The 23954-nt window shown below is 73.7% G+C and carries 23 protein-coding genes and 1 pseudogene; 10 read left to right on the top strand and 14 right to left on the bottom strand.

Annotated features, from left to right (window positions below):
* Positions 1-305: 305 nt before the first annotated feature.
* The 8 genes from UO65_RS03220 to UO65_RS36525 form a co-directional block, all read right to left on the bottom strand.
* Positions 306-1949: a serine/threonine-protein kinase gene (locus UO65_RS03220; protein WP_035278571.1), complete on the bottom strand. Its 1644-nt coding sequence runs from the start codon at positions 1947-1949 to the stop codon at positions 306-308.
* Between the two features lie 121 nt (positions 1950-2070).
* Complete coding sequence (locus tag UO65_RS03215; protein ID WP_035278570.1) at positions 2071-3387, bottom strand: Gfo/Idh/MocA family protein; 1317 nt, start codon at positions 3385-3387, stop codon at positions 2071-2073.
* Entirely contained in the window at positions 3384-4682 is a 1299-nt protein-coding gene (locus UO65_RS03210) for a M20/M25/M40 family metallo-hydrolase (RefSeq protein WP_035278568.1), read from the bottom strand. The genes UO65_RS03215 and UO65_RS03210 overlap by 4 nt, the downstream gene beginning before the upstream one ends.
* Positions 4679-5536 (bottom strand): sugar phosphate isomerase/epimerase family protein, encoded by an 858-nt coding sequence (locus tag UO65_RS03205; RefSeq protein ID WP_035278566.1) that lies wholly within the window; start codon positions 5534-5536, stop codon positions 4679-4681. The genes UO65_RS03210 and UO65_RS03205 overlap by 4 nt, the downstream gene beginning before the upstream one ends.
* Before the next feature lie 267 nt (positions 5537-5803).
* The gene (locus UO65_RS03200) at positions 5804-7672 is read right to left on the bottom strand and encodes a glycosyltransferase family 39 protein (protein ID WP_035278564.1); all 1869 of its coding nucleotides are present in this window, start codon (positions 7670-7672) and stop codon (positions 5804-5806) included.
* A gap of 17 nt (positions 7673-7689) precedes the next feature.
* Positions 7690-7860: a hypothetical protein gene (locus UO65_RS36530; RefSeq protein ID WP_161784418.1), complete on the bottom strand. Its 171-nt coding sequence runs from the start codon at positions 7858-7860 to the stop codon at positions 7690-7692.
* 72 nt (positions 7861-7932) lie between these two features.
* Positions 7933-8526 carry a dihydrofolate reductase family protein gene (locus tag UO65_RS03195; RefSeq protein WP_035278563.1) on the bottom strand — a complete coding sequence of 198 codons (594 nt, stop codon included), beginning with the start codon at positions 8524-8526 and terminating at the stop codon, positions 7933-7935.
* Entirely contained in the window at positions 8523-8696 is a 174-nt protein-coding gene (locus UO65_RS36525; protein ID WP_161784417.1) for a hypothetical protein, read from the bottom strand. The genes UO65_RS03195 and UO65_RS36525 overlap by 4 nt, the downstream gene beginning before the upstream one ends.
* Before the next feature lie 123 nt (positions 8697-8819).
* On the opposite strand from UO65_RS36525, the gene UO65_RS03190 reads away from it, so the two are divergent.
* Positions 8820-9173 (top strand): nuclear transport factor 2 family protein, encoded by a 354-nt coding sequence (locus tag UO65_RS03190; RefSeq protein ID WP_035278561.1) that lies wholly within the window; start codon positions 8820-8822, stop codon positions 9171-9173.
* A 7-nt stretch (positions 9174-9180) separates the two neighbouring features.
* Here the strand turns inward: UO65_RS03190 and UO65_RS03185 are convergent, their stop codons facing one another.
* The gene (locus UO65_RS03185) at positions 9181-10332 is read right to left on the bottom strand and encodes a mechanosensitive ion channel family protein (RefSeq protein WP_035278558.1); all 1152 of its coding nucleotides are present in this window, start codon (positions 10330-10332) and stop codon (positions 9181-9183) included.
* A gap of 203 nt (positions 10333-10535) precedes the next feature.
* Here UO65_RS03185 and UO65_RS36520 point away from each other — a divergent pair, with 203 nt between their 5' ends.
* Complete coding sequence (locus UO65_RS36520) at positions 10536-10697, top strand: hypothetical protein (protein ID WP_161784416.1); 162 nt, start codon at positions 10536-10538, stop codon at positions 10695-10697.
* Between the two features lie 61 nt (positions 10698-10758).
* Positions 10759-11448 (top strand): hypothetical protein, encoded by a 690-nt coding sequence (locus UO65_RS03180; RefSeq protein ID WP_052020587.1) that lies wholly within the window; start codon positions 10759-10761, stop codon positions 11446-11448.
* Between the two features lie 48 nt (positions 11449-11496).
* Here the strand turns inward: UO65_RS03180 and UO65_RS03175 are convergent, their stop codons facing one another.
* Positions 11497-12636, bottom strand: coding sequence for an acyl-CoA dehydrogenase family protein (locus tag UO65_RS03175; RefSeq protein ID WP_035278556.1), 1140 nt, complete (start codon positions 12634-12636; stop codon positions 11497-11499).
* Between the two features lie 23 nt (positions 12637-12659).
* A complete protein-coding gene (locus UO65_RS35420; RefSeq protein ID WP_200873292.1) occupies positions 12660-13385 on the bottom strand; it encodes a YqeB family protein in 726 nt (241 codons plus the stop codon).
* 150 nt (positions 13386-13535) lie between these two features.
* On the opposite strand from UO65_RS35420, the gene UO65_RS03165 reads away from it, so the two are divergent.
* Positions 13536-14162 carry a LysE family translocator gene (locus tag UO65_RS03165; RefSeq protein WP_035278554.1) on the top strand — a complete coding sequence of 209 codons (627 nt, stop codon included), beginning with the start codon at positions 13536-13538 and terminating at the stop codon, positions 14160-14162.
* A gap of 24 nt (positions 14163-14186) precedes the next feature.
* Here the strand turns inward: UO65_RS03165 and UO65_RS03160 are convergent, their stop codons facing one another.
* A complete protein-coding gene (locus UO65_RS03160) occupies positions 14187-14957 on the bottom strand; it encodes an MDR/zinc-dependent alcohol dehydrogenase-like family protein (RefSeq protein ID WP_035278553.1) in 771 nt (256 codons plus the stop codon).
* Positions 14958-15240: 283 nt separating this feature from the next.
* Between UO65_RS03160 and UO65_RS03155 the strand changes: the two genes are divergently transcribed.
* The 6 genes from UO65_RS03155 to UO65_RS03130 all read left to right on the top strand — a co-directional run bounded on the left by UO65_RS03155 (position 15241) and on the right by UO65_RS03130 (position 22282).
* The gene (locus UO65_RS03155; RefSeq protein WP_035278551.1) at positions 15241-15693 is read left to right on the top strand and encodes a hypothetical protein; all 453 of its coding nucleotides are present in this window, start codon (positions 15241-15243) and stop codon (positions 15691-15693) included.
* 208 nt (positions 15694-15901) lie between these two features.
* Positions 15902-16342, top strand: coding sequence for a MarR family winged helix-turn-helix transcriptional regulator (locus tag UO65_RS03150; RefSeq protein ID WP_035278549.1), 441 nt, complete (start codon positions 15902-15904; stop codon positions 16340-16342).
* Positions 16342-16740 carry a DUF5313 family protein gene (locus tag UO65_RS03145; RefSeq protein WP_035278547.1) on the top strand — a complete coding sequence of 133 codons (399 nt, stop codon included), beginning with the start codon at positions 16342-16344 and terminating at the stop codon, positions 16738-16740. Before UO65_RS03150 ends, UO65_RS03145 begins: the two co-directional genes overlap by 1 nt.
* 64 nt (positions 16741-16804) lie before the next feature.
* Positions 16805-18256 (top strand): flavin-containing monooxygenase, encoded by a 1452-nt coding sequence (locus tag UO65_RS03140; protein WP_035278545.1) that lies wholly within the window; start codon positions 16805-16807, stop codon positions 18254-18256.
* A gap of 61 nt (positions 18257-18317) precedes the next feature.
* On the top strand, positions 18318-21101 hold the full coding sequence (locus UO65_RS03135; RefSeq protein ID WP_052020585.1) for a DEAD/DEAH box helicase: 2784 nt from the start codon (positions 18318-18320) through the stop codon (positions 21099-21101).
* Complete coding sequence (locus UO65_RS03130; protein WP_035278543.1) at positions 21098-22282, top strand: SWIM zinc finger family protein; 1185 nt, start codon at positions 21098-21100, stop codon at positions 22280-22282. Before UO65_RS03135 ends, UO65_RS03130 begins: the two co-directional genes overlap by 4 nt.
* A 12-nt stretch (positions 22283-22294) precedes the next feature.
* Here UO65_RS03130 and UO65_RS03125 read toward each other — a convergent pair whose 3' ends face one another.
* Positions 22295-23257 carry a zinc-binding metallopeptidase family protein gene (locus UO65_RS03125; protein WP_035278541.1) on the bottom strand — a complete coding sequence of 321 codons (963 nt, stop codon included), beginning with the start codon at positions 23255-23257 and terminating at the stop codon, positions 22295-22297.
* A 99-nt stretch (positions 23258-23356) separates the two neighbouring features.
* A pseudogene (locus tag UO65_RS37180) lies at positions 23357-23954 on the bottom strand (DUF6801 domain-containing protein); the annotation flags it as partial.

Here is a 23954-nt window from a genome sequence, read left to right as displayed (position 1 = left end):
CCCCGGCCAAACACATCCACCCACCCGGGCAGGGGCGTAGCCGGGCCGGCGGTTCGTTGGGTGGTCGGCTGGCCGAGCACATCCACCCACCCGGGCAGTTGGCTCGCCGGGCCGGCGGTTCTCGGGGCGGTCGGCTGGGCAAGCACCTCCACCCACCCGGGCATTCACTCGCCGGGCTGGCGGGTTTCGGGGTGGCCTGGTGGCGAGCGCGTCCACCCACCCCGGCACTGCTCGTCGGGCCGGCGGTTCGTGGGGTGGGTGGCCTGCTTTGAGGGTGGGCCCCGGGCCGTGCGGTCCGGGGGCGGTCAGGCGTTGCCGATGACCGATGAACCGCCGATCTTCCAGATCCCGTCCTCGGCGACCATGGTGAACCGGGTGCGCTCGGTGCTGGTGGCCCCGGTCGTGCGGGTGTAGGTGATCGTCGCGTCGACCTGGTTGGGGCCGCTGGCCACGACGTTGCCCACGGAGACGGCGCGGAACCCGCTCCAGAAGCGCTTGTACCCGGACAGGCCGCCCGCCGTCTTCTGCTGGTAGCCAGCGGTGAGCCTGCCCCAGTTCTGGTCCGTCCCGCCGGGCAGGCCCGCGTAGTAGCCGGTGATCGCGGCGACCCGGGCCTCCGGCGTGTCCTCGGCACCCGCAGGCGGTGGCGGGGGAGTGGTCGTGGGTGGCGGTGTTGTTGTCGTCGTCGGGGGCGTGGTCGTCTCCGGGGTGGAGTTGGGTGCGGGTGGCACGGCGGGGGGCTCGTTGCCCGCCGGGGGTGCCGCGCTGGTGGCGGGGGGACCGGTGACCGTGGAGACCGTGGTGTTCGGGGCGGCGACCGGCTCGTCCTCGGAGTCGCGGTTGAGCGTCACCAGGACGATCGCCACCGCCAGCACGACGACCAGGGCTGTCGCGCCGACCAGCAGCGCCGCCTTGCGCTTGCGGTCGGCATCCTCGGGCTCGGAGCCCGCGCCGTGCTCGGGGTCGGTGCGCCGGGCGGGTGGTGGCTCCACCGGCACCACCGGCACCACGGGCAGCGCGGCCGTGGCCGGGGGCGGGGTGCGCGGGGTGCTCGGTGCGGGAGCCTCCGCCGCCGCGCCGAACTTCTCCGTCCGCAGCGGCGCCGCCACCTGGGTCGGCACCTCGGCCGAGGCCCAGTCGCGCTCGGCCAGCACCCGGCGGACCTCCGCCATCGTCGGCCGGGCCGCCGGGTCGGTGGCCAGCATCCCCAGCAGCAGGTCCGTCATCGGGCCGGACCTGCGGGGCGGATCGATCTGCCCGGACGCGGCCCGGTGCAGGGTCGCCATCGTGTTGTCATTGGCCCCGAACGGCGAAACGCCCTCGATCGCGGTGTAGAGCGTCGCGCCGAGGGAGAACACGTCGGAGGCGAAGGTGGCGGCCTTGCCCTGCGCCACCTCCGGCGACAGGTAGGCGGGGGTGCCCGCGATGTTGGTGGTGGTCGTGCCGGTGACGTCCTCCACCAGCCGGGAGATGCCGAAGTCGGTGATCTTCACGGTGTCGTCGTGGCCGAGCAGCAGGTTGCCCGGCTTCACGTCCCGGTGCACCACGCCCACCTCGTGCGCGGCGGCCAGCGCGGCGGCCACCTGGGCACCGATGTTCGCCACCTCGTCCAGCGGCAGCGTCTTCTGCTCGCGCAGCACCACCGACAGGTTCGTCGAGGGCACGTACTCCAGCACCAGGTACGGGGCGCCACCGTCCTCGACCACGTCGAAGACGGTGATCGACGACGGGTGCTGCAACTTGGCCGCGATCCGGCCCTCGCGCATGGCCCGCCGGTTGACCTCCTCGACCTCCGGCGCGCTCAGCGACGCGGGCACCAGCAGTTGCTTGACCGCGACCGTGCGGTGCAACCGCTCGTCGTAGGCCTGCCACACCACACCCATGCCGCCCGCGCCGAGCTGCTTCGACAGCCGGTACCGACCGGCGACCAGCCGGTCCTCGCTCTTCATGGCAGCCGCCAAGGTGCGCACATCACCGCACAAGAGTTACACGAACAGGTGACAACCAAACAGGCTCAGCGCGGGCTCGGCGTGGCGCGCGACCCGTTTTGCCCGCACCTGGGTCCCGGGGTCAGCCGGACCCCGGGCCGAAGCGGACCGCGTCCCCGACCCGAAGATCCAGGTCAGCGGCGGTCAGCACGGTGTCGGCGGCGACCAGGACGTTGTAGTGGTTCGGGAAGTGGCACTCGTCGAAACCCGCCACCGTGCCGATCCGCCGCCCGGTCGCGGTCCACACCTCGTCGCCGCGCTGCAACACCGTCGCGGCGGTGAACTCGGCGAACCCGAGGAAGCCGACCCGGTCCACCCGGTCACCCGGGCGCCCCGGCCGGTCGGCGGTGGTCACCAGCTCGTGCACCTGCCCGGCGGGCACGCACCGCGACTCCCACGGCGCCAGCACCATGCCGCGGTCGTCGCGGCTGTGGAACATCAGCGCCACCATCCGCGCCTCGGCGTCGGCCTTGGCCCGCATCCGCGGCCGGGTCTCCTTCGCCCGCGCCACCCGGTACGCCTCGGCGACCACCTCCACCAGCGCGGGCCCCGGGTCCGGCGCCCCCGGCCCGGCCTCCACCGCCCCCCGGAACGCGGCCAGGATGCCGCGGTACTCGTGCGCCAGCGACGCCTTGAACCCCGGGTGCCCGGCCAGCAGGTCGGCGGTGCGGCTGGTGCCGTCGCGCAGGTCCACCCGCACGTCCTTGACCTCGCCGGTCGGCAGCGCCCAGTCCAGCTCGACCCGCACCGGCACCTCCCCGGCGCGCAGGTCCAGCTCGGCGCAGTGCTCCGCGCCGCCGCGCACGTCGCCGATGGTGGCGTCGAGCAGGGTGAGGTCGCCGACGAGCAGCCGGACCGCGTCCAGCGCGTTCGGCCCGTTGTCGATCAGGCAGCCGCCGCCGCAGCGGGCCGGGTCGAGGTACCAGCCCTCGCCGCCGGTGTGCTCGCCGATGTTCTCGTGGTAGCGCGCCGTCACCCGGGCGATCTCCGCCCGCGGTGGCAGCGCGGCGGCCAGGTCGAGCAGGTTGCGGTTGTAGCGGCGGTGGAAGGCGGTGAACAGCACCGCCGCGTGTTCCGCCGCGGTCCGGGCCAGCGCGCGGGCGTCGGCCGGGTCGACGGTCAGCGGCTTCTCGCAGCACACCGCGATGCCCCTGCTCAGCGCCGCGTGCGCCACCTCGGCGTGCAGGTCGTTGGGCAGGGTGATGACCACGGCGGTGACCACGCCCGCGTCGAGCAGGTCGCGCGCGTCGGTGAAGGTCGCCACCCCGCTGCCGGTGAACCCGGCCAGCCGCGCGGGGTCCAGGTCGCACACCGCGGCCAGGGTGACCGCGTCGTCGGCGGCGATGGCGTTGAGGAAGTAGCGGGAGATGGTGCCCAGACCGATCACGCCGACCTTCACGCGGTCTTCTCCTCGCCCGCGCGGACGTGCGCGCCGAACGCGTGCACCAGGGCGCGCACCCGGTCGGCGTACTCGTCGAGGTCGTCGAGCCGGACGTGCTCGTCCGGGGTGTGCGCGCCGTCGCGGTCGAGCAGGCCGGGGCCGCAGGCGACCACGTACCGGTCGCGGCCCGGCGCCCAGATGGCGTCGCAGGTGAAGGCGCTGCCGTCGGCCACCCCGTCGTGGCGGTGCAGGCCCGCCTCGGCGAGCACGGCCTCCATCGCCGCGTCCCGGTTGGCCAGCGGCGGCAGCCCGCGCTTGAGCCAGTCGAGCCGGACCACGCGGTCCCAGTCGGCCACCAGCCGCCGGGTGACCGGGTTGTCGCCGAACCGCTCGGCGGCTTCCGCGCCCGCCTCGGCCACCGCCCGCTCCACCTCCAGCGCGAGCGCCGAGGCCACCGCGCGGTCGTGGTAGGCGATGTTGAGCCGCAGCTCACCGGTGCCGTAGACCCGGTTGTGCGACTGTCCGGTGTGGACGCCGGAGACGCAGACCCGGGCACCGAGCCGGTCGGCCACCCGGCCCAGCCGCTCGGTCAGCCGGACCGCGAGGAACCCCAGGGCGACGGTGGCGTTGTGCCCGTCGGCAGGCCGGTCGTCGGTGCTGTCGAGGCCGCGCACCCCCAGCACGGGGGTCATGGTGGCGCTGCACGCGTCGAGCACCCGGCAGCCGGTCGGCTCGGCGAACACCATCAGCCTGCCCACGCACCCGGTCTCCACCAGCCACCGCGTCCCGCACACGCCCATCGCGCCGCCCTCCTCCCCGGGCACGCTGGCCACCAGCACCTCGATGTCGGCGGTCAGGCCCGGGTCCTCGGCGAACGCCCGGGACACCCCGACCACCGCGGCCACCCCCGGCCCCTTGTCGTCGACCGCCCCGCGCCCGCGCAGCACCCGCCTGTCCAGCACCGGCGCGATGTGCGGGCCGACGGTGTCCAGGTGGAAGTTGAGCACCATCCGCTGCCGCGGCGGCTTGAGCTTGCCCGTGCCGACGACCACGCACGGCTGCGCCGCCAGGAACCCCGCCGGGTCCGGTGCCGCCGCCTCGCGCAGCGGGGTGGGCACGTCCGGGCGGTCCAGCTCCTCGGCGGGCGGGTGGTCCCAGCGGCGCAGCGCCAGCCCGCGTTCGGCGGCGCCGCCCGCGAACAGGCTCTGCGCCCTGGCGAACCCGGCCGGGTCGCCCCCCTCCAGCGGCGACACGGTCGGCACCGCGAGGAGGGCCAGCAGCCAGTCCACGTCGGCGGCGCGCAAGCGGGTCACCCGGTGACCGCGGGCACGGCGCCGACGAGCGTGCGGAACGCGTGCACGCAGTCGGCGTACGCGCGGGCCCGCCGCTCGGGGTCGTCGGCCACGTCCAGGTGCGGGATGAGCGCGACGTGCGGCTCCAGGCTGAACCAGCCGCGGTACCCGGCGTCGAGGAGCAGCCCCACGCACTCGCCGAGCCGCACCTCGCCGGAACCGGGGGTGCCGAACACTGCGGTCCCGCCGACCCGGCGCCCGTCCTTGACGTGCACGTGGTCGACGTACGGGATGACCTCCCGCAGGAACGGCAGCGCCGGGTAGCCGTGGGCCAGGCCGTTGCCGGTGTCGAACAGCAACCGCAGCGCCGGGCTGCCCACCTCGTCCAGCAGGGCGAGGGTGCGCTCGGCACCGGCGCCCGCCCAGCCGACGCAGTTCTCGTGCAGCAGGGTGACCCCGAGGTCCTCGGCGATCCGGGCGAGCGCGCGAACCCGCTCGACCACCGCCCGGCGCCAGTCCGGTTCCGGCCTGCCGTCGTTCGGGTACGACATGATCCGCAGCCGCGTGCAGCCCAGCCGCGCGGCCGCCCCGGCCGAGGCCCGCAGCACCCGCTCGTCGTCGGCGAGGTCGCGCCCGATCGTGGTGGACCAGTCGCCCAGCGGGGTGTCCAGCACCGGCACCACCAGCCCGGCGCCGCCGACCGCCGCGACGACCCGGTCCAGCCCCGCGGCGTCGAGCTCGTGCACGCGCCTGCCGTCCACCGCCCGCAGCTCGATCCCGCGCAGTCCCAACCGCTCGTGCAACCGCACCTGCCCGACCAGGGAGTCGGCGCCCTCGTCGCCGATCCCGCACACCCGCACCACCATCGACCCCATCCCGTCCGTCCCGGCCGGACAACAGCTATCACCCCGGGAGGCCTCCCGCGCGCTGGTCCACCCGATGGAGTGGCGACCGGTCCGCGGACCCGACGGCCGGGTGCCGTCGCCATGCGCACCAGCAGGCCACAGTGGACAATTCGAGGGAGGTGTCCGCCGGAGTCCGCCTCGGCTGACCAGTTCGCAGCCGTTGTCGGCGTTCACCACCGCCTCCGCGTCGGTCTGGAGCGGACCTGGCCGCCGCTGGGCCGCCCGCTCCCGCCCGGATCAGGGGGTCAGGTCGTAGACGGTGGAGTCGCCCACGGTGGTGGCGGTGTGGTTGGCCGCCACCCAGGTGGCGATTTCCCCAGCGGAGGAGTCTGAGCCACCCCGGCCGCCGCCCTGGCCGCCGACGACGTAGTAGTCGATCTCGCCAGCCGCGACCGCGGCCGTGAACTGCTCGAACGTCGGCGCGTCGTCGGTGCCGCTCCAGCCGCCGATCGCGATGACCGCCTTGCCGGACTGGAGCTCCAGGCCTGCCGCGGTCTGCGAACCCGACACCGCCGCCGCCCACTTCGCCGTGCTGGTGGCGAGCAGGTCGGCCACGCCCGTCGACCCGGTGGAGGTCCCGCCGGGGCCGCCCATCGCGCCCGAGGTGGGGCCGGAGGTGGGGATCGAGCCGCTGTGCGCCTGCGCCGAGGTGGTGACCGCGTAGGCCGCGCCGCCCAGGCCCAGCACCAGCACCGCGGCGGTGAGCAGGATCGTGGCCGTCCGCCTGGTGTTCTCGACGCCGACGAGCAGGGCGGTGGTGAGGGCCAGGCCGACCGCGGCGATGACGAACTTCAACCAGGGCAGGTAGTCCGCCTCGCGGGCCAGCAGGACGTGGTCCCAGGTCGCGGTGGCCGCGATCATCCCCGCCAGCCAGGCCCGCGGCGCGAACGACGCCCGGCCCCGCCACAGCTCCCGGCCCGCGACGCCGACCAGCGCGGCGATCGCCGGGGCCAGCGCCACCGCGTAGTACGGGTGCGTGGTGCCGCCCATGTGGCTGAACACCAGCGCGGTGACCACCAACCACCCGCCCCACAGCAGCAGCGCGGCGCGGGTGCGGTCGGTGCGCGGCGCCCGGCGGGTCAGCCACAGACCGCCGACCAGGGCGATCAGGGCGGCGGGCAGCAGCCAGGAGATCTCGCTGCCGAAAGCGGTGTTGAACATCCGCAACAGGCCGGTCTCCCCGCCGAAGCCGGTGTTCGCCCCGCCGCCCCCGCCGCCGTTGCCCTCGCCGCCGAGGACGCGGCCCAGGCCGTTGTAGCCCAGCGCCAACTCCAGCAGGCTGTTGTCGGTGGAACCGCCGATGTACGGGCGGCTGTCCGCGGGCCACAGCTCCACCAGCGCGACGTACCAGCCCGCAGAGACCACGACCGCGGCCAGCGCCCTGGCCAGGTGCGCGACCCGCCTGCCCAGGCCGGTCGGCGCGGCGACCAGGTAGACCAGCGCGAAGGCGGGCAGCACCAGGAACGCCTGCAACATCTTGGTCAGGAACGCGAACCCGATCGCGGTCCCGACCAGCACCAACCACTTCGGGCCGGCCTCCTCCAGCGCGCGCACCACGCAGTAGGCGGCCGCCACCAGCAGCAGCACCAGCAGCGCGTCCGGGTTGTTGAAGCGGAACATCAGCACCGCCACCGGGGTCAGCGCCAGCACCGCCCCGGCGATCAGCCCGGCGGCCGGGCCGCTGGTTCGCTTGACCGCCGCGTGCAGCAGGCCGACCGAGGCCACGCCCATCAGCGCCTGCGGCACCAGCACCGAGAAGCCGGAGAACCCGAACACCCGGGCGAACGCGGTCGCCACCCACAGCGCGCCGGGTGGTTTGTCCACCGTGATGGCGTTGCCGGAGTCGAGCGAGCCGAACAGCCAGGCCTTCCAGCTCTGCGTGCCCGCCTGCACCGCCGCGGCGTAGAACTCATTGCCGTAGCCGGACGCGGTCAGGTTCCACAGGTACAGCAGCGCCGTCGCGGCCAGCAGGCCCAGCAGCGCGGGCCGGGCGAAGCGCGGGTCGGTCTCAGGTCCGCGCGCGAACCGGCGCAGGCGCGGAGTCGGCGCGGTGGTGTCGTCCGCGCGGTGACCGGACTCGGCGGGGCGGGACAGCAAGGTGGTCATCGGGGCTCCGGGGGTGGTCAGGCCGCGCGGGTGGCGGGGGCGGTCAGCGCGCCCACCGCCGCCAGGTCGGTGGACAGGTCGACGTCCACGTCGTGCACCGGGACGACCACCTCCAGCACCACGGGGCCGGAGTGGATGTCGATGGGCCGGGCCCCGTTCCGGGCCGCCGGGGGAGTCGTCGCTGTCATGGCCCCGACTCTGGGCGCCGAGCTTGGACGGTCGGTGTGGCCCGGCTGTGCGACGACTGTGAGCCCGGCCGGTCAGCGCACCCGGTAGGTCAGGTGGGTGACGGCGGGGGAGTGGACGGCGCGCAGCGGCTCCAGCCGCACGTCGAGACCGGCGAACAGGGACTCGCCCGCGCCCAGGGTGACCGGCGCCAGGTGCAGGGTCAGCTCGTCGATCTCCCCGGCGGCGAGGTAGTGGCGGATGGTCGAGGCGCCGCCCGCGATGTCCACGCGGGCGTCCCCGGCGGCTTCGCGGGCCAGCGCGAGCGCGCGGTCCGGTCCCTCGGTGACGAAGTGGAAGGTCGTGCCGCCCGCCATCGGCAGCGGGTCGCGGGCGTGGTGGGTGAGCACGAACACCGGGCAGTGGTACGGCGGCTCCGCGCCCCACCAGCCCCGCCAGGACAGGTCCCACGGGCCGCGGTTGCCGTCGAACATGTTGCGCCCCATGACGTACGCGCCGATGCCCGCGTCCACCTCGGCCAGGACCGCCGCGTCGACCGGGTCGACGTCGCCGAAGGCCCAGGTGTGCAGGCGCTCGCCGCCCCGGCCGAGCGGCTGGTCCGGGCCCTGGTCCACCCCCGCCATGAAACCGTCGAGGGACAGGGAGAGGCGGCTGGTGACTGTGCTCATCGGGGCTGCTCCTGGAAGAGTTCGGTCAGGACGGTGGCGAAAGCGGCGGCGAGGACACCCATCGCCTGCCCCACCCCACCCGCGGCGAACGCCGCCTCGACCTCCGCCACCACCGCCCGCCAGTGCCCGGCGTCGGGCAGCAGGTCGAACAGCAGGGTCTCGGTCTTCATCGCGTCCTCCGGCCGGTGGTTCTGTCGGCATGAGGTCGGAGCCGACCACCGGTCCCCGACACCGCCCGCAATCCCCGTGGATAACAGTGCGGTAACGCCGGGTCGGTGCCCTAGGGTGGGGGCATGTCCGAAGTCGAGGTGGTGCGCAACTTCTTCCGGCTCTACCTGGCGGGCGACCGCGCCGCCGCCGAGGCCCTGGTCGACGACGACTTCGTGTTCACCAGCCCGGTCGACGACCACATCGACCGGGCGCTGTTCTTCGAGCGCTGCTTCCCCACCGCCGACCGGCTGCTGTCGCAGGAGATCGTGCACGCCGTGCCGACCGGCCGGGGCAGCGTCTTCGTCTGCTACGAGTACGAACTGCGCACCGGTGGCCGGTTCCGCAACACGGAGCTGATCAGCGTCCGGGACGGCAGGCTGACCGAGGCCCAGGTCTACTTCGGCGGCTCCTTCGCCCCCGAGACCCCCGGGGCCTGACCGCACCTCAGGAGCGGTCCGGGCCGGTGAAGGCGTGTTCGCGCTCGCGGCCGTCGGGGCTGTCGCCGAACAGGCGGGCGTCCTCGGTGGGCTCGGTGGCCGCCGCCGGGGCCGGGCGCGGGCCGGTGGGCACCCGCTCGGAGCGCAGGCGCGGCAGCGCGTACGGGTGCCGGGTCCTGGCCCAGGCGACCAGCCGCTCGCGCACCAGGCAGCGCAGGTCGAACAGGGTCGGCGCGTCGACCGCGCTCACCAGGGCGCGCACCCGGACCAGGGTGTTCACCGCGTCGGTGACCTGCAGAACGCAGACCCGGCCGTCCCACAGGTCCGTCGCGTCCAGGACGGACCGCAGCTCGGTCCGCATCTCCTCCACCGGCATCGCCCAGTCGACGTCGATCTCGACCGTGCCGAGCAGCGCGGCCTCGCGCCGGGTCCAGTTCTCGAACGGGTTCGACATGAAGTGCGAGGTGGGGATGACCAGCCTGCGGTCGTCCCAGATGTGCACGACCAGGTAGGTGAGCGTGATGTCCTCGATCCGGCCCCACTCGCCCTCGACGATCACCACGTCGTCGAGCCGGATGGCGTCGCTGAACGCGATCTGCAACCCGGCGAACACGTTGCCCAGCAACGACTGCGCGGCCAGCGCGGCGATGGCGCCGATGACACCGGCCGAGGCCAGCAGGCTGGTGCCCGCCGCGCGCGCCCCGGGGAAGGTCATCAGCATCGCGGCCAGCGCCAGCACGGCCACCCCGGCCACGGTCACCCTGCGCACCAACGTGATCTGCGTCTGCACCCGGCGGGCGTGCCGGTTGTCGCGCTCGTCCACGCGCAGCCGCGACAGCGCGGTCTGCTCGGCCGACAGCAGCACCCCGGCGAGCAGCCAGGCACCGCTGCCGATCAGCGCCAGCGTCATCGCGTGCGTCACCGGCCCGGTCCACCCGGTCGGCGGCAGCGCCACGAACACGGTCAGCCGGAGGATGAGCACCGCCCCGAAGCAGCGCAGCGGCCTCGACGTGTGCTCGACCAGCCCGGCCAACAGCGCCGACCGCCTGCCCAGTCGCCGGAACCCCCGCCGCAGCAGGTACTCCAGCACCAGGAACACCCCGAACACCGCCACCGCGACCACTCCCGCGGACAGCACCCCCATCCACGCCTCCGACATCGGCGCCTCCCTCCGTGTGTCGTCCGGTCGGAACGGGTGGGTTACCACCCAGGGCACGTCGACTCACCGGGCGTGGTTCGCTTCACAACTGACAACTCGTCAAATTCAGGTGTTTTCGGGTGATTGAGTCCACCCCGATCGGGGCATGTTCTCTCCACAGCGTTCACCAGGACCAGGGAGTTCACTCGGAAGGGATACCCACCATGGACACCACCGCCACGCTGCAGCACCCGTCGAGCACCAACTTCGACTTCTCCTCCGACGAGCCCATGGGCGCCTGCCTGTGCCCGGAGTTCGCCCACGGCAGGCGCGAACTGCACGTCACCGGCCAGCCCGGCTGCGTGGACGAGGTCCGCGCGAGCTGAGCCCCACCCCGTCTGCTTTCCTAGGGGCCCGGCACGGTCGCCGGGTCGTTCTGGAGGGCAGATGGACGCGGAAGAAGACGTGCGCGGAGAACGCCACCCCGGCGCCGGGGTGGCGTCCGCGCTCACCGGGGCCGCCGCCCTGTTCGTGCTGCTGCGCCTGCTGGCGGTCTCGGGCTACGACTGGCACACCGCGTTCGCCCTGCTGCACACCCTGGACTTCGAGGACGCGCCCGCGATCTTCCTCGGCACCTTCATGGCGAACCGGGTGATCAGCAGCGTCCTGCTGGTGGCGTTGATCCCGTTCACGATCCTGGCCTACGCGGGCGCCCGCCGGGCTCGGGACCACCGGGCGTGGGCCGGTCCGGGGCTGCTGGTGGTGGTGTTGGTCGCGATGGTCGTGGCGCACGTGCGCAGCTACCGGAGCTGGGGACTGCTCATCGCGATCGTGGTGCTGGGTGTGGTGTTGACGTTGGTCGAACGCACCCGCGACCACCCGCGCTTCGGCGGTCCGGTGCGGTGGGTGCTCCGGAGTTCCAGGTCGCTGGCGGTGGTGGGTGCACTCGTCTGCGCGGCGGTGGTGAGCACGCCCTGGGTTCCATTGGAACGCATCGAGACGACCACCGGCATCGACGACTTCCACGTCTTCGACGTCAGCCCGGGCTTCCTCAAGGTCCTCACCGCCGACACCCACGAGTTCCGCATCTTCCGCGACGACGAGATCCGGCACCGCGTGGAACTCACCGACCACTGACGGTCCGGGACGCACACCCGGCTGCCGGACCTCGCACGCCGCGAGCGCTCAATAGGCCAAGCCCGCGGCGGCGCCGAGCAGCGCGGTCCCACCGGTGCCCAACCAGCCCTCCGCCGACCCGGCGTGCTGGGCCATGGTGTGCACGTCGCGGAACCGGCGCTGCAACGACGAGGAGTCCCGCGCCGCGCCGCCGCCGCCGAGGCGGTAGCAGGTGTCCACCGCGGCGACGCAGGTCTCGGTGATCCAGGCCAGCGTCGCCGACGCCTCCGGGCTGGCGGGCCCGACCGAAGCCGGGTCGGCGGCGGCCCGCGCCCAGAACTCCCCGGCCACCTCGCGCAGCAGCGCCCGTGCGGCCCGCACGCCCGCCTCGGCCCGGCCGAGGTGCACCTGGAAGACGGGGGAGTCCAGCAGCGACGCCTTGGCGTAGAGGCGGTGCTTGCCGCCGGTGGCCAGCGCGACCACGTCGTCGACCGCGCCCTGGGCGGTGCCCACCGCCACCGCGGCCATGTGCAGCACGAAGTGCACCAGCGGCGCGGTGTGCAGCGGCCCCGGCACGCACGGCACCCCGGTGAACACGTCGAAGGTGTCCCGCTCCGGCGCCACGGCGTCGGCCACGGCGATGTCGTTGCTGCCGGTGCCGCGCAGGCCCAACACCCGCCAGGTGTCGAGCACCTCGGCGCCGGGCAGCAGCACCGCCCGCAGCACCGGCACCCCGTCGACCACCCGGGGCGCGCCGCCGTCGGTCAGCACGCAGTTGCCGAACAGGTGATCGGCGTGCCCGGACCCGCTGGCGAACGCCCACCGCCCGGACACCCGGTAGCCACCGGCCACCGGCTCAGCCGTGCCCTGCGCGTTGAACCCACCCGCCACCACCACGTCCGGCGACCCCGCGTACAGCTCGTCGAACCGCTCGCGGTCCAGCAGCGACAGGAGCTGCGGGGTCTCCGCGCCGATCATCACCGTCCACCCGGTCGCCGCGTCCGCCCGCGCCAGCGCCTCCAGCACGTCGAGACCGGTGCGCAGGTCCGTCTCCAGGCCACCGTGCGAGCGCGGGGTGAACATGCGGAAGAAACCCGCGGTCTTCAACTCCTTGACCAGGTCGACCGGCAGTTCCCGACCGTTCTCGATCTCCTCGGCCCGGGCGGCGAGGGTGGGGGCGAGGGCACGCGCGGTGTCCAGCAACGACATCGATGGGTCCTTCCGGGAACGGGCTACGAGGAGTACTCGTCCCCACCCGCCCGCCCGTTAGCGCTTTCCCGACGGCGGTACTGCTGCACGCCACCGCGATCGCGCACCGCGACGCCGTGGGCGCGCAGCCGGTCGAGGGCGTCCGCCGCCGCGCCCACCCGCTTGTCGCGCAGGGCGTTGCGGCGCTCGCGCAGCAAGGAGTGCGCGGTGCCGTCGAGGTCCGGTGTCCCGTCGACCCAGCCGGTGAACTCGGCCTCGTGCGGGTCGGCCGTGCCCCGCCACGGGTAACCGAACCGCTCGAACGCCGCCGCCAACCCGTCGGTGGGCAGATCCGTCACCCGAACCCGAACCGACTCGCCGAAGTCATGACCGAGCACCACCAGGTCCCGCCCGTCGGTGAACACCGCCGCCACCCGATCGCGGGCCACGTGCAGCGCGGAACCGTTCTCCACCACCAGAACGCGGTCACCACCCACCGTCACAACCGGACTCTCCCGACGTGCCACCACCGCCAACCACACCCCCACCCCGGCACCGACGACGGTCAGCACCGGCACCGCCACCACCGTGGGCAACTGCGCGGCCACCCGCAGCGGCCCCGGCGCACCCCCGACGAGCCCGGTCAGCCAACGCACCAACGGCGCGACCCCGAACCCCGCGGCGCACCCCAGTACGGCCCCGCCCACCCGCAGCAGCCACAGCCACACCACGGGCATCCTGATCGTCACGGCCCGCTCGTCCGTCCCCATGCTCTCCCCCTCGTCATCCGGCAGCGGCGACGGTAGGGGACCGGGCGGGGACGACGACACCGGGTATGGACAGCCGCCGACTGGGTAGTCCGATCGGGCCAGCCCGGTCCCGAATGGGGGAACCGGCGGCACGGAGGAAGGGCGTGCGGGATGTCGGTGGGGTTGCTGGTGCTGTTCGCCGGAGTCGTCATGACCGCCTACGTCATCCCCGGCCCCGACTGGGCAGTCGTCCTGCGGCACTCCGCCCGCGACCGCCGCACCGGCTTCGTCGCCGTGCTGGGCGTGCAGACGGGCCTGTGCGTGCACATGGCCGCCGCCGCCCTCGGCGTCTCCACGCTGATCACCCACAGCCCGGTCGCCTTCACCGCCTTGAAGGTCGTCGGCGCGGCCTACCTGGTCTACCTGGGTGCCACCGCGCTGTGGCGCTCCTGGCGCCGCCCGGAAGCCGCCCCCACCGAGGACGACGGCGCCGCGTCCGCATCGATGGGCCGGGTCTTCCGCCAGTCCTTCACCTCCAACGTCCTCAACCCCAAGGCGGCCCTGTTCTTCGTCAGCGTGCTGCCCCAGTTCCTGTCGGCCGACGCACCGGCGGGTCCCCAGGTGTTGCTGCTGGGCGGGCTCGACATCGCGCTCGGCCTGGTGTGGTGGACCGCGTTCGTGCTGCTCACCTCCCGGCTGTCGAGGTTCATGCGCCGCAGCGGCCCGCGCAAGGCCCTCGACCGCGTCACCGGCGGCGCCCTCGTCGGCCTGGGCGTCACCCTGGCGGTCGCGGGCTGACCACCCCGGCCGGGCAGGTCGTCGTCACTGGTCGGCTTTGGAAATGCGGGAAAGCGCGATGATGAGGCCTGCGCCGCAGGCGCTGGTGAGGAGTACGCCTGTCAGGCCGACGACAACGCTGATGGTGTCGCTGAATCCGCTGGCGGTGACGATGTCGGCAGCGACGGGGGCAAGGATGCTCGTGCCCGCCATGAACCCCATACCGAGGAGGAAGCCGTCCATCAGCGGTTTCTGACGCGGGCTCGGAGACGGGTTGGGGTCGGTCTTCTTCACGGTGACGTTGGCGAGGGGGGCGGTGACGGCGAGTTCGGGCGTGGAGTCGAGGAGCACGTCGAGGGTGGTGCGTTGGTCGCCGGGCAGGATGGTGGGGTCCAGGACCAGGGCGGTGTCGTCGACTGTCAGGGCGGGGGCGGGCAGGTTGTCGCGCTTGGTGGTCGAGTGGGTGGCGATGAGGCGCAGGACGGGGGTGGCGAGGTCGATGCGGAGGGGTCCGGCGAAGTCGGCGGGGACGATGTCCTTGCGGCCGCGGGCGGCGATCTGCACCCGGACGATGTGGGGGTCGGCCAGCGGGGTGCCCTCGAAGCCGACCGTGATGCCCTCGGCGCGGGTGGTCATCAGGGGCGTGTCGGAGCCGATCCAGATGTTGAGCTGCCGTTTCGGGTTGGCCGACCGCCAGGCGGCCCACGCGCCCACGCCGATGGCGGCGATGGCGACGGCGACGGCGGCGATGGCCCAGAACGTGCCTGAGGCGTAGAAGGGGGTGTTGTCTGCGTCCGGCGTCTGGGCCCAGTCCATCGGGTGATCAAACCAGTCCCGCGCGGATCGTGGGGGCGTTCGGACTGCCTGCCCGGGCGGCAGTCGGCGGTGTTCGGGCAGGCACCCGCGACCGGGGGTCCGGGAGCAACCACGACTGTCCTGTCCGCTCGAACTCGGCGGTGGATCATCACTGCTTGTGACCACTTTGACACCCTCTGCGTTTTGGCCGGGTGGCGGTGGGTAGGCCTCGTCCAGGCCGGGCACCGGAGCGGGAACCGGCTGGCTCGCGACCGCGACCGTCGGCGACAGGAAGGCCGAGACGATGTCTCGACAGGACAGCACGACCGGGGCGCCACTGGTCGACTGGCTGGACGCGTACCGCCGCGTCGAGCCCCCAAGGGGCGGTGACGGCATCCTCGCCAAACCCGACGACGGCAGCCCGGCACACGACGTGGTCGAGGTGTTCCCGCCCGTCACCGTCAGCGTGCCGATGGTCGGGATCACGTGGAGCCTGCGCGTGGTGTTCGAGCCGGAGGACACCGTCCTCTCCCTCGAACTGGGCTACGCCTTGCCCCTCCGCCCCCCGGTCCGCCTGGGCGGCACGCAGGGCAGCGCCAGGGATTCGGTGACGATGCGCTTCGCGGCGAGACCCCTCTTCACCGGCACGGCTGAGATCTACCCCAAGGACGACTGGGTCCGGTGGAAACACGACAGCGCCGGGGGACTGCTCGGCCCCTGCTCCTTCGACGCCAAGCTGTACCGCCTCGGTCGCTGACGCCGTGCGCTGAGACCCCGGCGCCAACACCACCGACGACTCGGTGAGCCCTCACGCAGTGCCGGTCCCCACCGCACCCCGAGCAGTGGTCCAAGCGCTGGACCAACTCCGGCATTCTGCCTGTCGAGGGCAACTACTTGATCCGCGTCTCATTGTTTGCCACACCAACAGTTGGTGCTCTAACGTTTGGTGTACCAAAGGAGGTGTCGTGGACGAGAAGGACCCGCTGGCCCTGGAGCGCCAGGTCTGCTTCGCGCTGTCGATCGCCGCGCGCAGCGTGGTGGCGATCTACCGGCCGCTGTTGGAGCCGATGGGGCTGACCCACCCGCAGTACCTGGTCATGCTCGCGCTGTGGCAGCGGTCCCCGCTCAGCGGCAAGGAGTTGGCCGGTCTGCTCGCCCTGGACCCGGGCACCCTGACGCCGCTGCTCAAGCGCTTGGAGGCGACGGGTTACCTGCGCCGTGAGCGTCACCGTGATGACGAGCGCTCGCTCGCCGTCACCCTCACCGAGGAGGGGCGGGCGCTGCGGGAGCGGGCGCTGCTCATCCCGCCGCAGGTCGTGGCCACGCTCGGCATGTCCATCCCCGAGTTGGAGGACCTGCACGCCTCGCTCACCCGCGTCATCGCCGCCGCGAAACAGGAGTCGTGATGAAGCCCAGTCCCGCTCTGCGCCTCTGGTACGCCGTCGGGGGCAGGTTGCCCCGGCGGTACGCCGACTACGTGCTGCGCACCGCCACCGACCGCAGTTGGCTCGTCCGGTTCACCCTGCGGGTGCTGCTGCGGGCCGTGCTCCCCGCGACCGCCGCCATCACCCTGGTCCTGCTGCTCGCCCTCGACGCCCCGGTGGGGTTGGCCCTGGCCTGCGGATCGCTGGGGTTGATCGTCGGCATGTACTACGCGCTGTCCTACTCGATCGAGAGCGTGGAGGGGCTGGTGGCGCGGTACGGGTTCGCGCCGGGGACCGCTGCCCGGATGCGGGAGGAGCGCAAGGAGGCGCGGGACCCGGAGCGGGAGGCGCGCTACGCGGAGCGGTGGCGCTCAAACTGAACCTACTCCCGGTAACTTAACGGTGGTAAGTTAGTCGCAGTCACCGTTGCGGAAGGGGATCGGCATGGCCGCCGAACACGTAGACGTCCTGATCGTCGGAGCCGGGCTCTCCGGCATCGGCGCCGCCAGCCACCTGCGCGAGCGGCTGCCGGGCAAGTCCTTCGTGATCCTGGAGGGCCGGGGTGCCATCGGCGGCACCTGGGACCTGTTCCGCTACCCGGGCGTGCGCTCGGACTCGGACATGTTCACCCTCGGGTACGCGCACAAGCCGTGGACCGCGCCCAAGTCCATCGCCGACGGCGACTCGATCCGCGACTACATCCGCGAGGCCGCCGCCGAGAGCGGGGTCGACCGGCACGTCCGCTTCCACCACCGGGTCGTCAGCGCCGAGTGGTCGACCCCGGACGCGCGCTGGACGGTCACCGCCGAGCGCTCCGACACCGGTGAGGTCGCCGTGTTCACCGCGGGCTTCCTGTTCGCCTGCACCGGCTACTACCGCTACGAGCACGGCTACACCCCCGAGTTCCCCGGCGTCGACGACTACCGCGGCACCCTGGTGCACCCGCAGTTGTGGCCGGAAGACCTCGACTGGACCGGCAAGAAGGTCGTGGTGATCGGCTCCGGCGCCACCGCGGTCACCCTGGTGCCGTCGATGGCCGGGGCCGCCGAGCACGTCACCATGCTCCAGCGCTCGCCCAGCTACGTGCTCACCCTCGGCTCGCGCGACCCGATCGCCGACTTCGCCCGCAAGTGGTTGCCCGCCAAGGTGGCCTACCCGGTCATCCGGTGGAAGAACGTGCTGATGGCCACGGCGTTCTACCAGCTCAGCAAGCGCAGGCCCGCGTTCGTGAAGAACCTCCTGCGCAAGGACGCCGCCCGCAGGCTGCCCGCGGGCTACGACCTCGACACCCACTTCAAGCCCCGCTACGACCCGTGGGACCAGCGCGTGTGCTTCGTCCCCGACGGCGACCTGTTCCGCGCGCTGCGCAAGGGGAACGCCTCGGTGGTCACCGACCGGATCGAGACGTTCACCGAGACCGGCCTGCGGCTGGAGTCCGGTGCCGAGCTGGAGGCCGACGTCGTGGTGACCGCCACCGGCCTGGACGTGCTCATGCTCGGCGGCATGACCGTCTCGGTGGACGGGGAGAAGGTCGACCCGGCCGACACCGTGGCCTACAAGGGCATGATGCTCGGCGGCGTGCCCAACGCGGCGCTGGCCGTGGGCTACACCAACGCCTCCTGGACGCTCAAGATCGACCTGGTGTCGGAGTACGTGTGCAGGCTGCTCAAGCACATGGACGCCAAGGGCGTGCGGATCGTCACCCCGAAGACCCCGGCCGCCTCCGTCGGCCGGGTGCCGTTCCTGGACCTGCAAGCCGGTTACGTGCAGCGGGCCGCGGCCACGCTCCCGCAGCAGGCCGAGGTGGCCCCGTGGCGGTTGCGGCAGAACTACCCGGCGGACGTGCGCACCCTGCGCTACGGGCCGGTGGACGACGCGGTCGAGTTCAGCCGCTGAGCACCCCGGCCCGGGTGGCGGCGGGTAAGGTGACCGGACCCGCCGCCGTCCGAAGGGGAGCATGGGCACGCTCGCACCCGCCACCGTGACCGGCCTCTCCCGCTGCGCCGCGGTGTTCGAACCGGCCGACCCGCACCGCGCGGGCACCGTCGCCTTCCACGGCGACCTGCCGCAGGACCCGACCGGGGAACTGACCATCCTGCGGCCGGACGGCCCCGGCGCGGTTGAGGTGACCGTCCCGGTCCTGCGGCTGCCGGTGGCCGACGCAGTCGCGGCCCTCACCAGGGCCCGGCGCGCACCCGGCGCCGACCCGGCCGCCGCGTTCTGGGGCGCGGTGGCGCTGGTGGCACTGCAACTGGTGGCCCGCGGCCGGATCGTGCCCGGGGTCTCGCCCGGTGGGTTCGACGCCTGGCGGGCCGGGCCGCTCGACGCCGCCGACGCCGCGCGGCTGCGCGAACTCGCCGACGCCATGCCCGCCACCGCGCGCTCGGTGCCGCTGGCCGGTGAGGGCGACACCCTGGCCGACCCGCTGACCCTGGTGCGCGGCTTCGTCGACGCCGTCGCCGACGGGATGCCGCGCACCGCCGCCGCCCCGCAGGCCGCGGGCGGGCCGCTGTTCGCCTCCCGCGCGCCCAACCGGGTGCCGCACCTGCGCCCGTGGTCGGCCGGGATGTCCGCGGGCCTGGACTCCGGGGTGCGCGTCTCGCTGCGGCTGGAGGTGCCCGGCGCGGACTACGCCGGCGCGGCGTTCGAGGCCGTCGTGCAGGCGCACTCGCTGGCCGACCCGGCCGTGGTGGTCGACGCGGAGCGGCTGTGGTCCGACCCCGGCCACCGGCTCGGCGCGGATTCCCGGATCGAGCTGACCAGGGCGCTGCGCCGGGCCGCCCGCACCTGGCCGGTGCTCGACCGGCTGCTCGGGCAGGGCGTGCCCGACCGGCTGGTGCTCGACGACGGCGAGGTCGCCGACCTGTTCGGCGTGGCGCCCCGGCTGGCCGCGGCGGGGGTGGAGGTGCACTGGCCGCGCGAACTGGTCCGGTCGCTGACCGCGCGCGCCGTGGTCGGGCGGTCCGAGCGGCCCACCTCCGACGCCGCGTCGGTGTTCGGCGGGGACGGGCTGTTCGCCTTCGACTGGCAGTTGGCGCTGGGCGAGCAGCCGCTGACCGCCGCCGAGCTGGACCGGCTGGCCGAGTCGCGGCGGCCGGTGGTGCGGCTGCGCGACGAGTGGGTCCTGGTCGACCCGGACCTGGCCCGCAGGGCGCGCGACCGGGAGTTGAAGCCGGTCACCGCCCTGGAGGCCCTCGGCGTCGCGCTGACCGGTTCGGTCGAGGTCGACGGCGAACGCGTCGAGGTCGTCGCCGACACCTGGCTGGCGGAGCTGCGCGCCCGCATCGCCGACCCGGACGCGGGCACCGAGGTCGTCGCGGCGCCCGCCGCGCTGGCCGCGACCCTGCGCGACTACCAGCTCCGCGGCCTGCGCTGGCTGGCCCGGATGACCGGCCTGGGCCTCGGCGGCTGCCTGGCCGACGACATGGGCCTGGGCAAGACGGTCACCCTGATCGCGCTGCACCTGCACCGCGCCGAGTCCGAGCGCACCGCCGGGCCGACGCTGGTGGTGTGCCCGGCGTCGCTGCTGGGCAACTGGGAGCGGGAGATCACCCGGTTCGCCCCGGGCACCCCGGTCCGCCGCTTCCACGGCCCGGCCCGCTCGCTCGACGGCGCCGACACCGGGTTCGTGCTCACCACCTACGGCACCATGCGCCTCGACGCGGGCGCGCTCGCCGAGCACCGCTGGGGACTGCTGGTCGCCGACGAGGCCCAGCACGTGAAGAACCCGGCGTCGAGCACGGCCAAGGCGCTGCGGGCGATCCCGGCCGGGGCGCGCGTCGCGCTGACCGGCACGCCGGTGGAGAACAACCTCTCGGAGCTGTGGGCGGTGCTGGACTGGACCACCCCGGGCCTGCTCGGGTCGCTCCCGGCGTTCCGCGGCCGGTGGGCCAAGCCGATCGAGGCCGACCGCGACACCGCCACCGCCGACCGGCTGGCCCGGCTGATCCGCCCGTTCCTGCTGCGCCGCCGCAAGTCCGACCCCGGCATCGCCCCCGAGCTGCCGCCGAAGACCGAGACCGACCAGCCGGTGCCGCTCACCCACGAGCAGGCCGCGCTGTACCGGGCGGTGGTCACCGAGACGATGGCCCGCATCCAGGCCGCCGACGGCATGGCCCGCCGCGGCCTGATCATGCGGCTGCTGACCGGGCTCAAGCAGATCTGCAACCACCCCGCGCAGTACCTGGGGGAGCCCGAGGCCCGGTTGGCGGGCCGCTCCGGGAAGCTGGAGCTGCTCGACGAGCTGCTGGACACGATCCTCGCCGAGGGCGGCGCGGTGCTGGTGTTCACCCAGTACGTGCAACTGGGCAGGCTGCTCGAACGGCACCTGCGCGACCGCGGCGTGCGCACCGGCTTCCTGCACGGCGGCACCCCCGTGCCGCGCCGCGAGGACCTGGTGCGCGGGTTCGACGCGGGGGAGTTCCCGGTGTTCCTGCTCTCGCTCAAGGCGGCGGGCACCGGTCTGAACCTGACCCGCGCGGACCACGTCGTGCACTACGACCGCTGGTGGAACCCGGCCGTGGAGGACCAGGCCACCGACCGCGCGTACCGCATCGGCCAGACCCGCCCGGTGCAGGTGCACCGGCTGATCGCCGAGGGCACGGTGGAGGACCGCATCGCCGGGATGCTGCGCGCCAAGCGCGACCTCGCCGACGCCATCCTGACCGCGGGCGAGGCCGCCCTCACCGAGCTGACCGACGCCGAACTGGCCGACCTGGTCGAGCTGCGGGGCGGCCGGTGAGCGACGCCGCCCGCGGCTTCCCCGCCTTCCCGGCCGCCACCCGCCGCGCGGGCCGGTTCGCCCGGTCCTGGTGGGGTCGGGCGTGGGTGAAGGCGCTGGAGGACACCGCGCTCGACGAGGGGCAGCTCCGGCAGGGCCGCCGCTACGCGCGGGCGGGCTACGTCGGCGCGATCACCGTGGCCTCGGGTCGCCTGTCCGCGGTGGTCCAGGACTACGAGGACGACACGGCCTACCACACGGTCGTCCGCCTGGAACCGCTGTCGGACGGCGAGTGGGCGCGCTTCCTGGAGCAGATCGGCGCCGAGGCGGGCCACATCGCCGCCCTGCTCGACGGCGACATGCCCACGTCCCTGGTGGACGCGGCGGCCGACGCCGGAGTCCGGCTGCTGCCCGGGATCGGCGACTTGGACCCGGACTGCCCCTGCCCGGGCTTCGAGCTGCCCTGCCGCCACGCCGCCGCCCTGGCCTACCAGACCTCGTGGCTGCTCGACGCCGATCCCTTCGTGCTGCTGCTGATCCGCGGCCGCGACCAGCCCACCCTGCTCGACGCCCTGCGCGCCACCCCCGACCCCGCCGAGACCGGCACCGGCACCCCCGCCGCGGAGGCGTTCGCCCGGCCCCCGGTGCGGCTGCCGGAACCGCCGCCGCTGCCGGAGACCGCCCCGGGCACCCTGTCCATCCCGCCCGCCCCCGGCATCGATCCCGCCGCCCTGGCCCTGCTGGCCGCCGACGCCGCCGCCCGCGCCCGGCAGCTCCTCGGAGCCGCGCTCGCCCCCGACGGGTCCGACGACCCCGATCTGTCCACGTTGGACACCTGGCCGGACACCGTCCGCTGGGCCGCCACCCACCCCGGGGCCGCCGACCGGCTGGCCGCCACCCCCGGCATCGCCCGCGCCACCGCCGCCTGGCGGGCCGCGGGCCCGTCCGGGCTCGACGTCCTCGACACCGCGTGGACCCCGGACCCGGCCGACCTCGCGCCCGCCCGCGACGCCCTCGCCGCCACCTGGGACGAGGACCCCGCGGCCACGGTGTGGTGCAACCGCTGGACCGCGGGGCCGCACCAACTGCGCTACGCCCGCGACGGCCGCTGGCACCCCTACCGCGTCGTGGACGGCACCTGGTGGCCCGCGGGCCCACCCCACCGCGACGCCGCCGCGGCCCTGCTGTCCCTGCTCGCCTGAACCCGACCGCCGTCAGGCGCCCGCGCGGAGCCGGTCCACGAAGCGGAGCTTGCCCAGCACGGTGGGGGACAGGACGAACGGGTAGACGTCGTCCTTGCCCATGCTGCGGTTGAGCTGGTTCACCGCCCGCGACAGCGGCACCCAGGTGTCGACCAGCTCCTCGAAGCAGGCGTCCTCGGTGGGGATGGCGTCGACCGGGGCGTCCGGGTGCGGGGGGATGGGGGAGCCCGCGACCAGGACGCCGAAGGCCGCCGCCGTCTGCACCGTGTCGCGGATGTGCAGCAGGTGCGCGAAGGTCTCCGCCCAGTCCTCCCACGGGTGGGCGGTGGCGTAGGTGCTGACGTGGGTCTCCTGCCAGTCGGGGGCCGGGGTGCCCGCGTAGTGCTCGCGCAGGGCCTGCTGGTAGTCGGCCCGCTCGTCGCCGAAGAGGTCGCGGAACGGTCCCTCGGCGGGCGTGCCGGATACCAGGACCTCCCAGTACCAGTGGCCGACCTCGTGGCGGAAGTGGCCGAGCACGGTGCGGTAGGGCTCGGCGAGCCGGGCGCGCAGTGCCTCCCGGTGGGCGTCGTCGCCCTCGGCCAGGTCGATGGTGATGACACCGGAGGCGTGCCCGGTGACCACCGGCTCCTGGGCGCTCGACAGCAGTTCGAAGGACAGGCCGTCGACGGGCAGGCCCAGGTCGTCGAGCTGGAAGACCAGGCGGCGCTTGGCCGATTCGGCCGTGGCGAAGGTGGACAGTCCCGCCGCGTCCCCGTCGGCCGGGCGGGTGCGGGTCAGGGCGCAGCAGTCGCACAGGGCGCCGTCGACGTCGGGAATCCAGTTGCAGCCCGCCAACCCGGCGTTGCCGCACCGCGCGTCGGCGACGACCAGGGTCCGCTCCGCCCGCCGGTAGCCGACCTCGGTCGAGCACACCACGCACGTCGAGTTCTCGAAGAACAACACGTTGCCGCACACGGGGCAGGAGAAGGACCTCACTGCCCCCGGGTACCCGACGCCCCGCCGGTTCACGCCCCGCAACGCGAAGCGGCCCTCCCCGGGAATCCCGGGGAGGGCCGCTCGGCTTGCTGGGGCCGGTTACTTCTTGGCCGCCAGGTCGATGTCGACGGTGTTGCCGTCGCTGGCGACGAAGGCGCCGATGATCGGGCTCAGCGGCCCGCACTTCACCGTCTCCGACAGGGAGTACTTGCCCTTGAGCTTGCCGCCCTTGAGCACGTCGAAGTTGCCGACGGACTTGAGCTGGATGTCCGAGGGCTTCTTGGTCTTGCAGCTGTCACCCTGGTAGATCGGGATGCCGAACAGCGCGACCTTGGTGAGCTTGATGGTCAGCTTGCCGTTGAAGGTGACCGCCTTGTTCGACACGGTGCCCGTGGGCTGCCCCACCTGGTCGAAGCCGATGTTCGCCGAGACCGGCAGGAAGCCGAAGATCCGGAACTGACCGCTGGTGGCCTTGAGGTTCAGGTCACCGGTGTACTTGCCCGCCGAGAGGTCGGCGACCGCGGAGAACGAGCCCTTCAGCGGAACGCTGCCGCCGAGGCCGACCAGCTTCGACGAGCCGGACACCTTGTAGTCGACCTTCGTGCCGTCGTTCGGCTTGGTGGTCGTGGTGGTCGGCTCGGTCGTCGTGGTGGTGGGCTCGGTGGTGGTCGTCGTCGGCTCAGTCGTCGTGGTCGTC

The sequence above is a fragment of the Actinokineospora spheciospongiae genome, from assembly GCF_000564855.1.
Lineage (GTDB): Bacteria > Actinomycetota > Actinomycetes > Mycobacteriales > Pseudonocardiaceae > Actinokineospora > Actinokineospora spheciospongiae.
The sequence above is the reverse complement of the archived record's forward strand: the minus strand, read 5'-3'. Positions and strand labels throughout refer to the sequence as shown.

Coding starts and splice junctions, on each gene's coding strand:
- UO65_RS03165 (WP_035278554.1), top strand. CDS start 13,536: ATGTCGGTGGGGTTGCTGGTGCTGTTCGCCGGAGTCGTCATGACCGCC.
- UO65_RS03180 (WP_052020587.1), top strand. CDS start 10,759: ATGGACGCGGAAGAAGACGTGCGCGGAGAACGCCACCCCGGCGCCGGG.
- UO65_RS36530 (WP_161784418.1), bottom strand. CDS start 7,860: ATGACAGCGACGACTCCCCCGGCGGCCCGGAACGGGGCCCGGCCCATC.
- UO65_RS03160 (WP_035278553.1), bottom strand. CDS start 14,957: ATGGACTGGGCCCAGACGCCGGACGCAGACAACACCCCCTTCTACGCC.
- UO65_RS03145 (WP_035278547.1), top strand. CDS start 16,342: ATGAAGCCCAGTCCCGCTCTGCGCCTCTGGTACGCCGTCGGGGGCAGG.
- UO65_RS03185 (WP_035278558.1), bottom strand. CDS start 10,332: ATGTCGGAGGCGTGGATGGGGGTGCTGTCCGCGGGAGTGGTCGCGGTG.
- UO65_RS03155 (WP_035278551.1), top strand. CDS start 15,241: ATGTCTCGACAGGACAGCACGACCGGGGCGCCACTGGTCGACTGGCTG.
- UO65_RS03200 (WP_035278564.1), bottom strand. CDS start 7,672: ATGACCACCTTGCTGTCCCGCCCCGCCGAGTCCGGTCACCGCGCGGAC.
- UO65_RS03140 (WP_035278545.1), top strand. CDS start 16,805: ATGGCCGCCGAACACGTAGACGTCCTGATCGTCGGAGCCGGGCTCTCC.
- UO65_RS03195 (WP_035278563.1), bottom strand. CDS start 8,526: ATGAGCACAGTCACCAGCCGCCTCTCCCTGTCCCTCGACGGTTTCATG.
- UO65_RS36525 (WP_161784417.1), bottom strand. CDS start 8,696: ATGAAGACCGAGACCCTGCTGTTCGACCTGCTGCCCGACGCCGGGCAC.
- UO65_RS03205 (WP_035278566.1), bottom strand. CDS start 5,536: ATGGGGTCGATGGTGGTGCGGGTGTGCGGGATCGGCGACGAGGGCGCC.
- UO65_RS36520 (WP_161784416.1), top strand. CDS start 10,536: ATGGACACCACCGCCACGCTGCAGCACCCGTCGAGCACCAACTTCGAC.
- UO65_RS03175 (WP_035278556.1), bottom strand. CDS start 12,636: ATGTCGTTGCTGGACACCGCGCGTGCCCTCGCCCCCACCCTCGCCGCC.
- UO65_RS03135 (WP_052020585.1), top strand. CDS start 18,318: ATGGGCACGCTCGCACCCGCCACCGTGACCGGCCTCTCCCGCTGCGCC.
- UO65_RS03220 (WP_035278571.1), bottom strand. CDS start 1,949: ATGAAGAGCGAGGACCGGCTGGTCGCCGGTCGGTACCGGCTGTCGAAG.
- UO65_RS03190 (WP_035278561.1), top strand. CDS start 8,820: ATGTCCGAAGTCGAGGTGGTGCGCAACTTCTTCCGGCTCTACCTGGCG.
- UO65_RS35420 (WP_200873292.1), bottom strand. CDS start 13,385: ATGGGGACGGACGAGCGGGCCGTGACGATCAGGATGCCCGTGGTGTGG.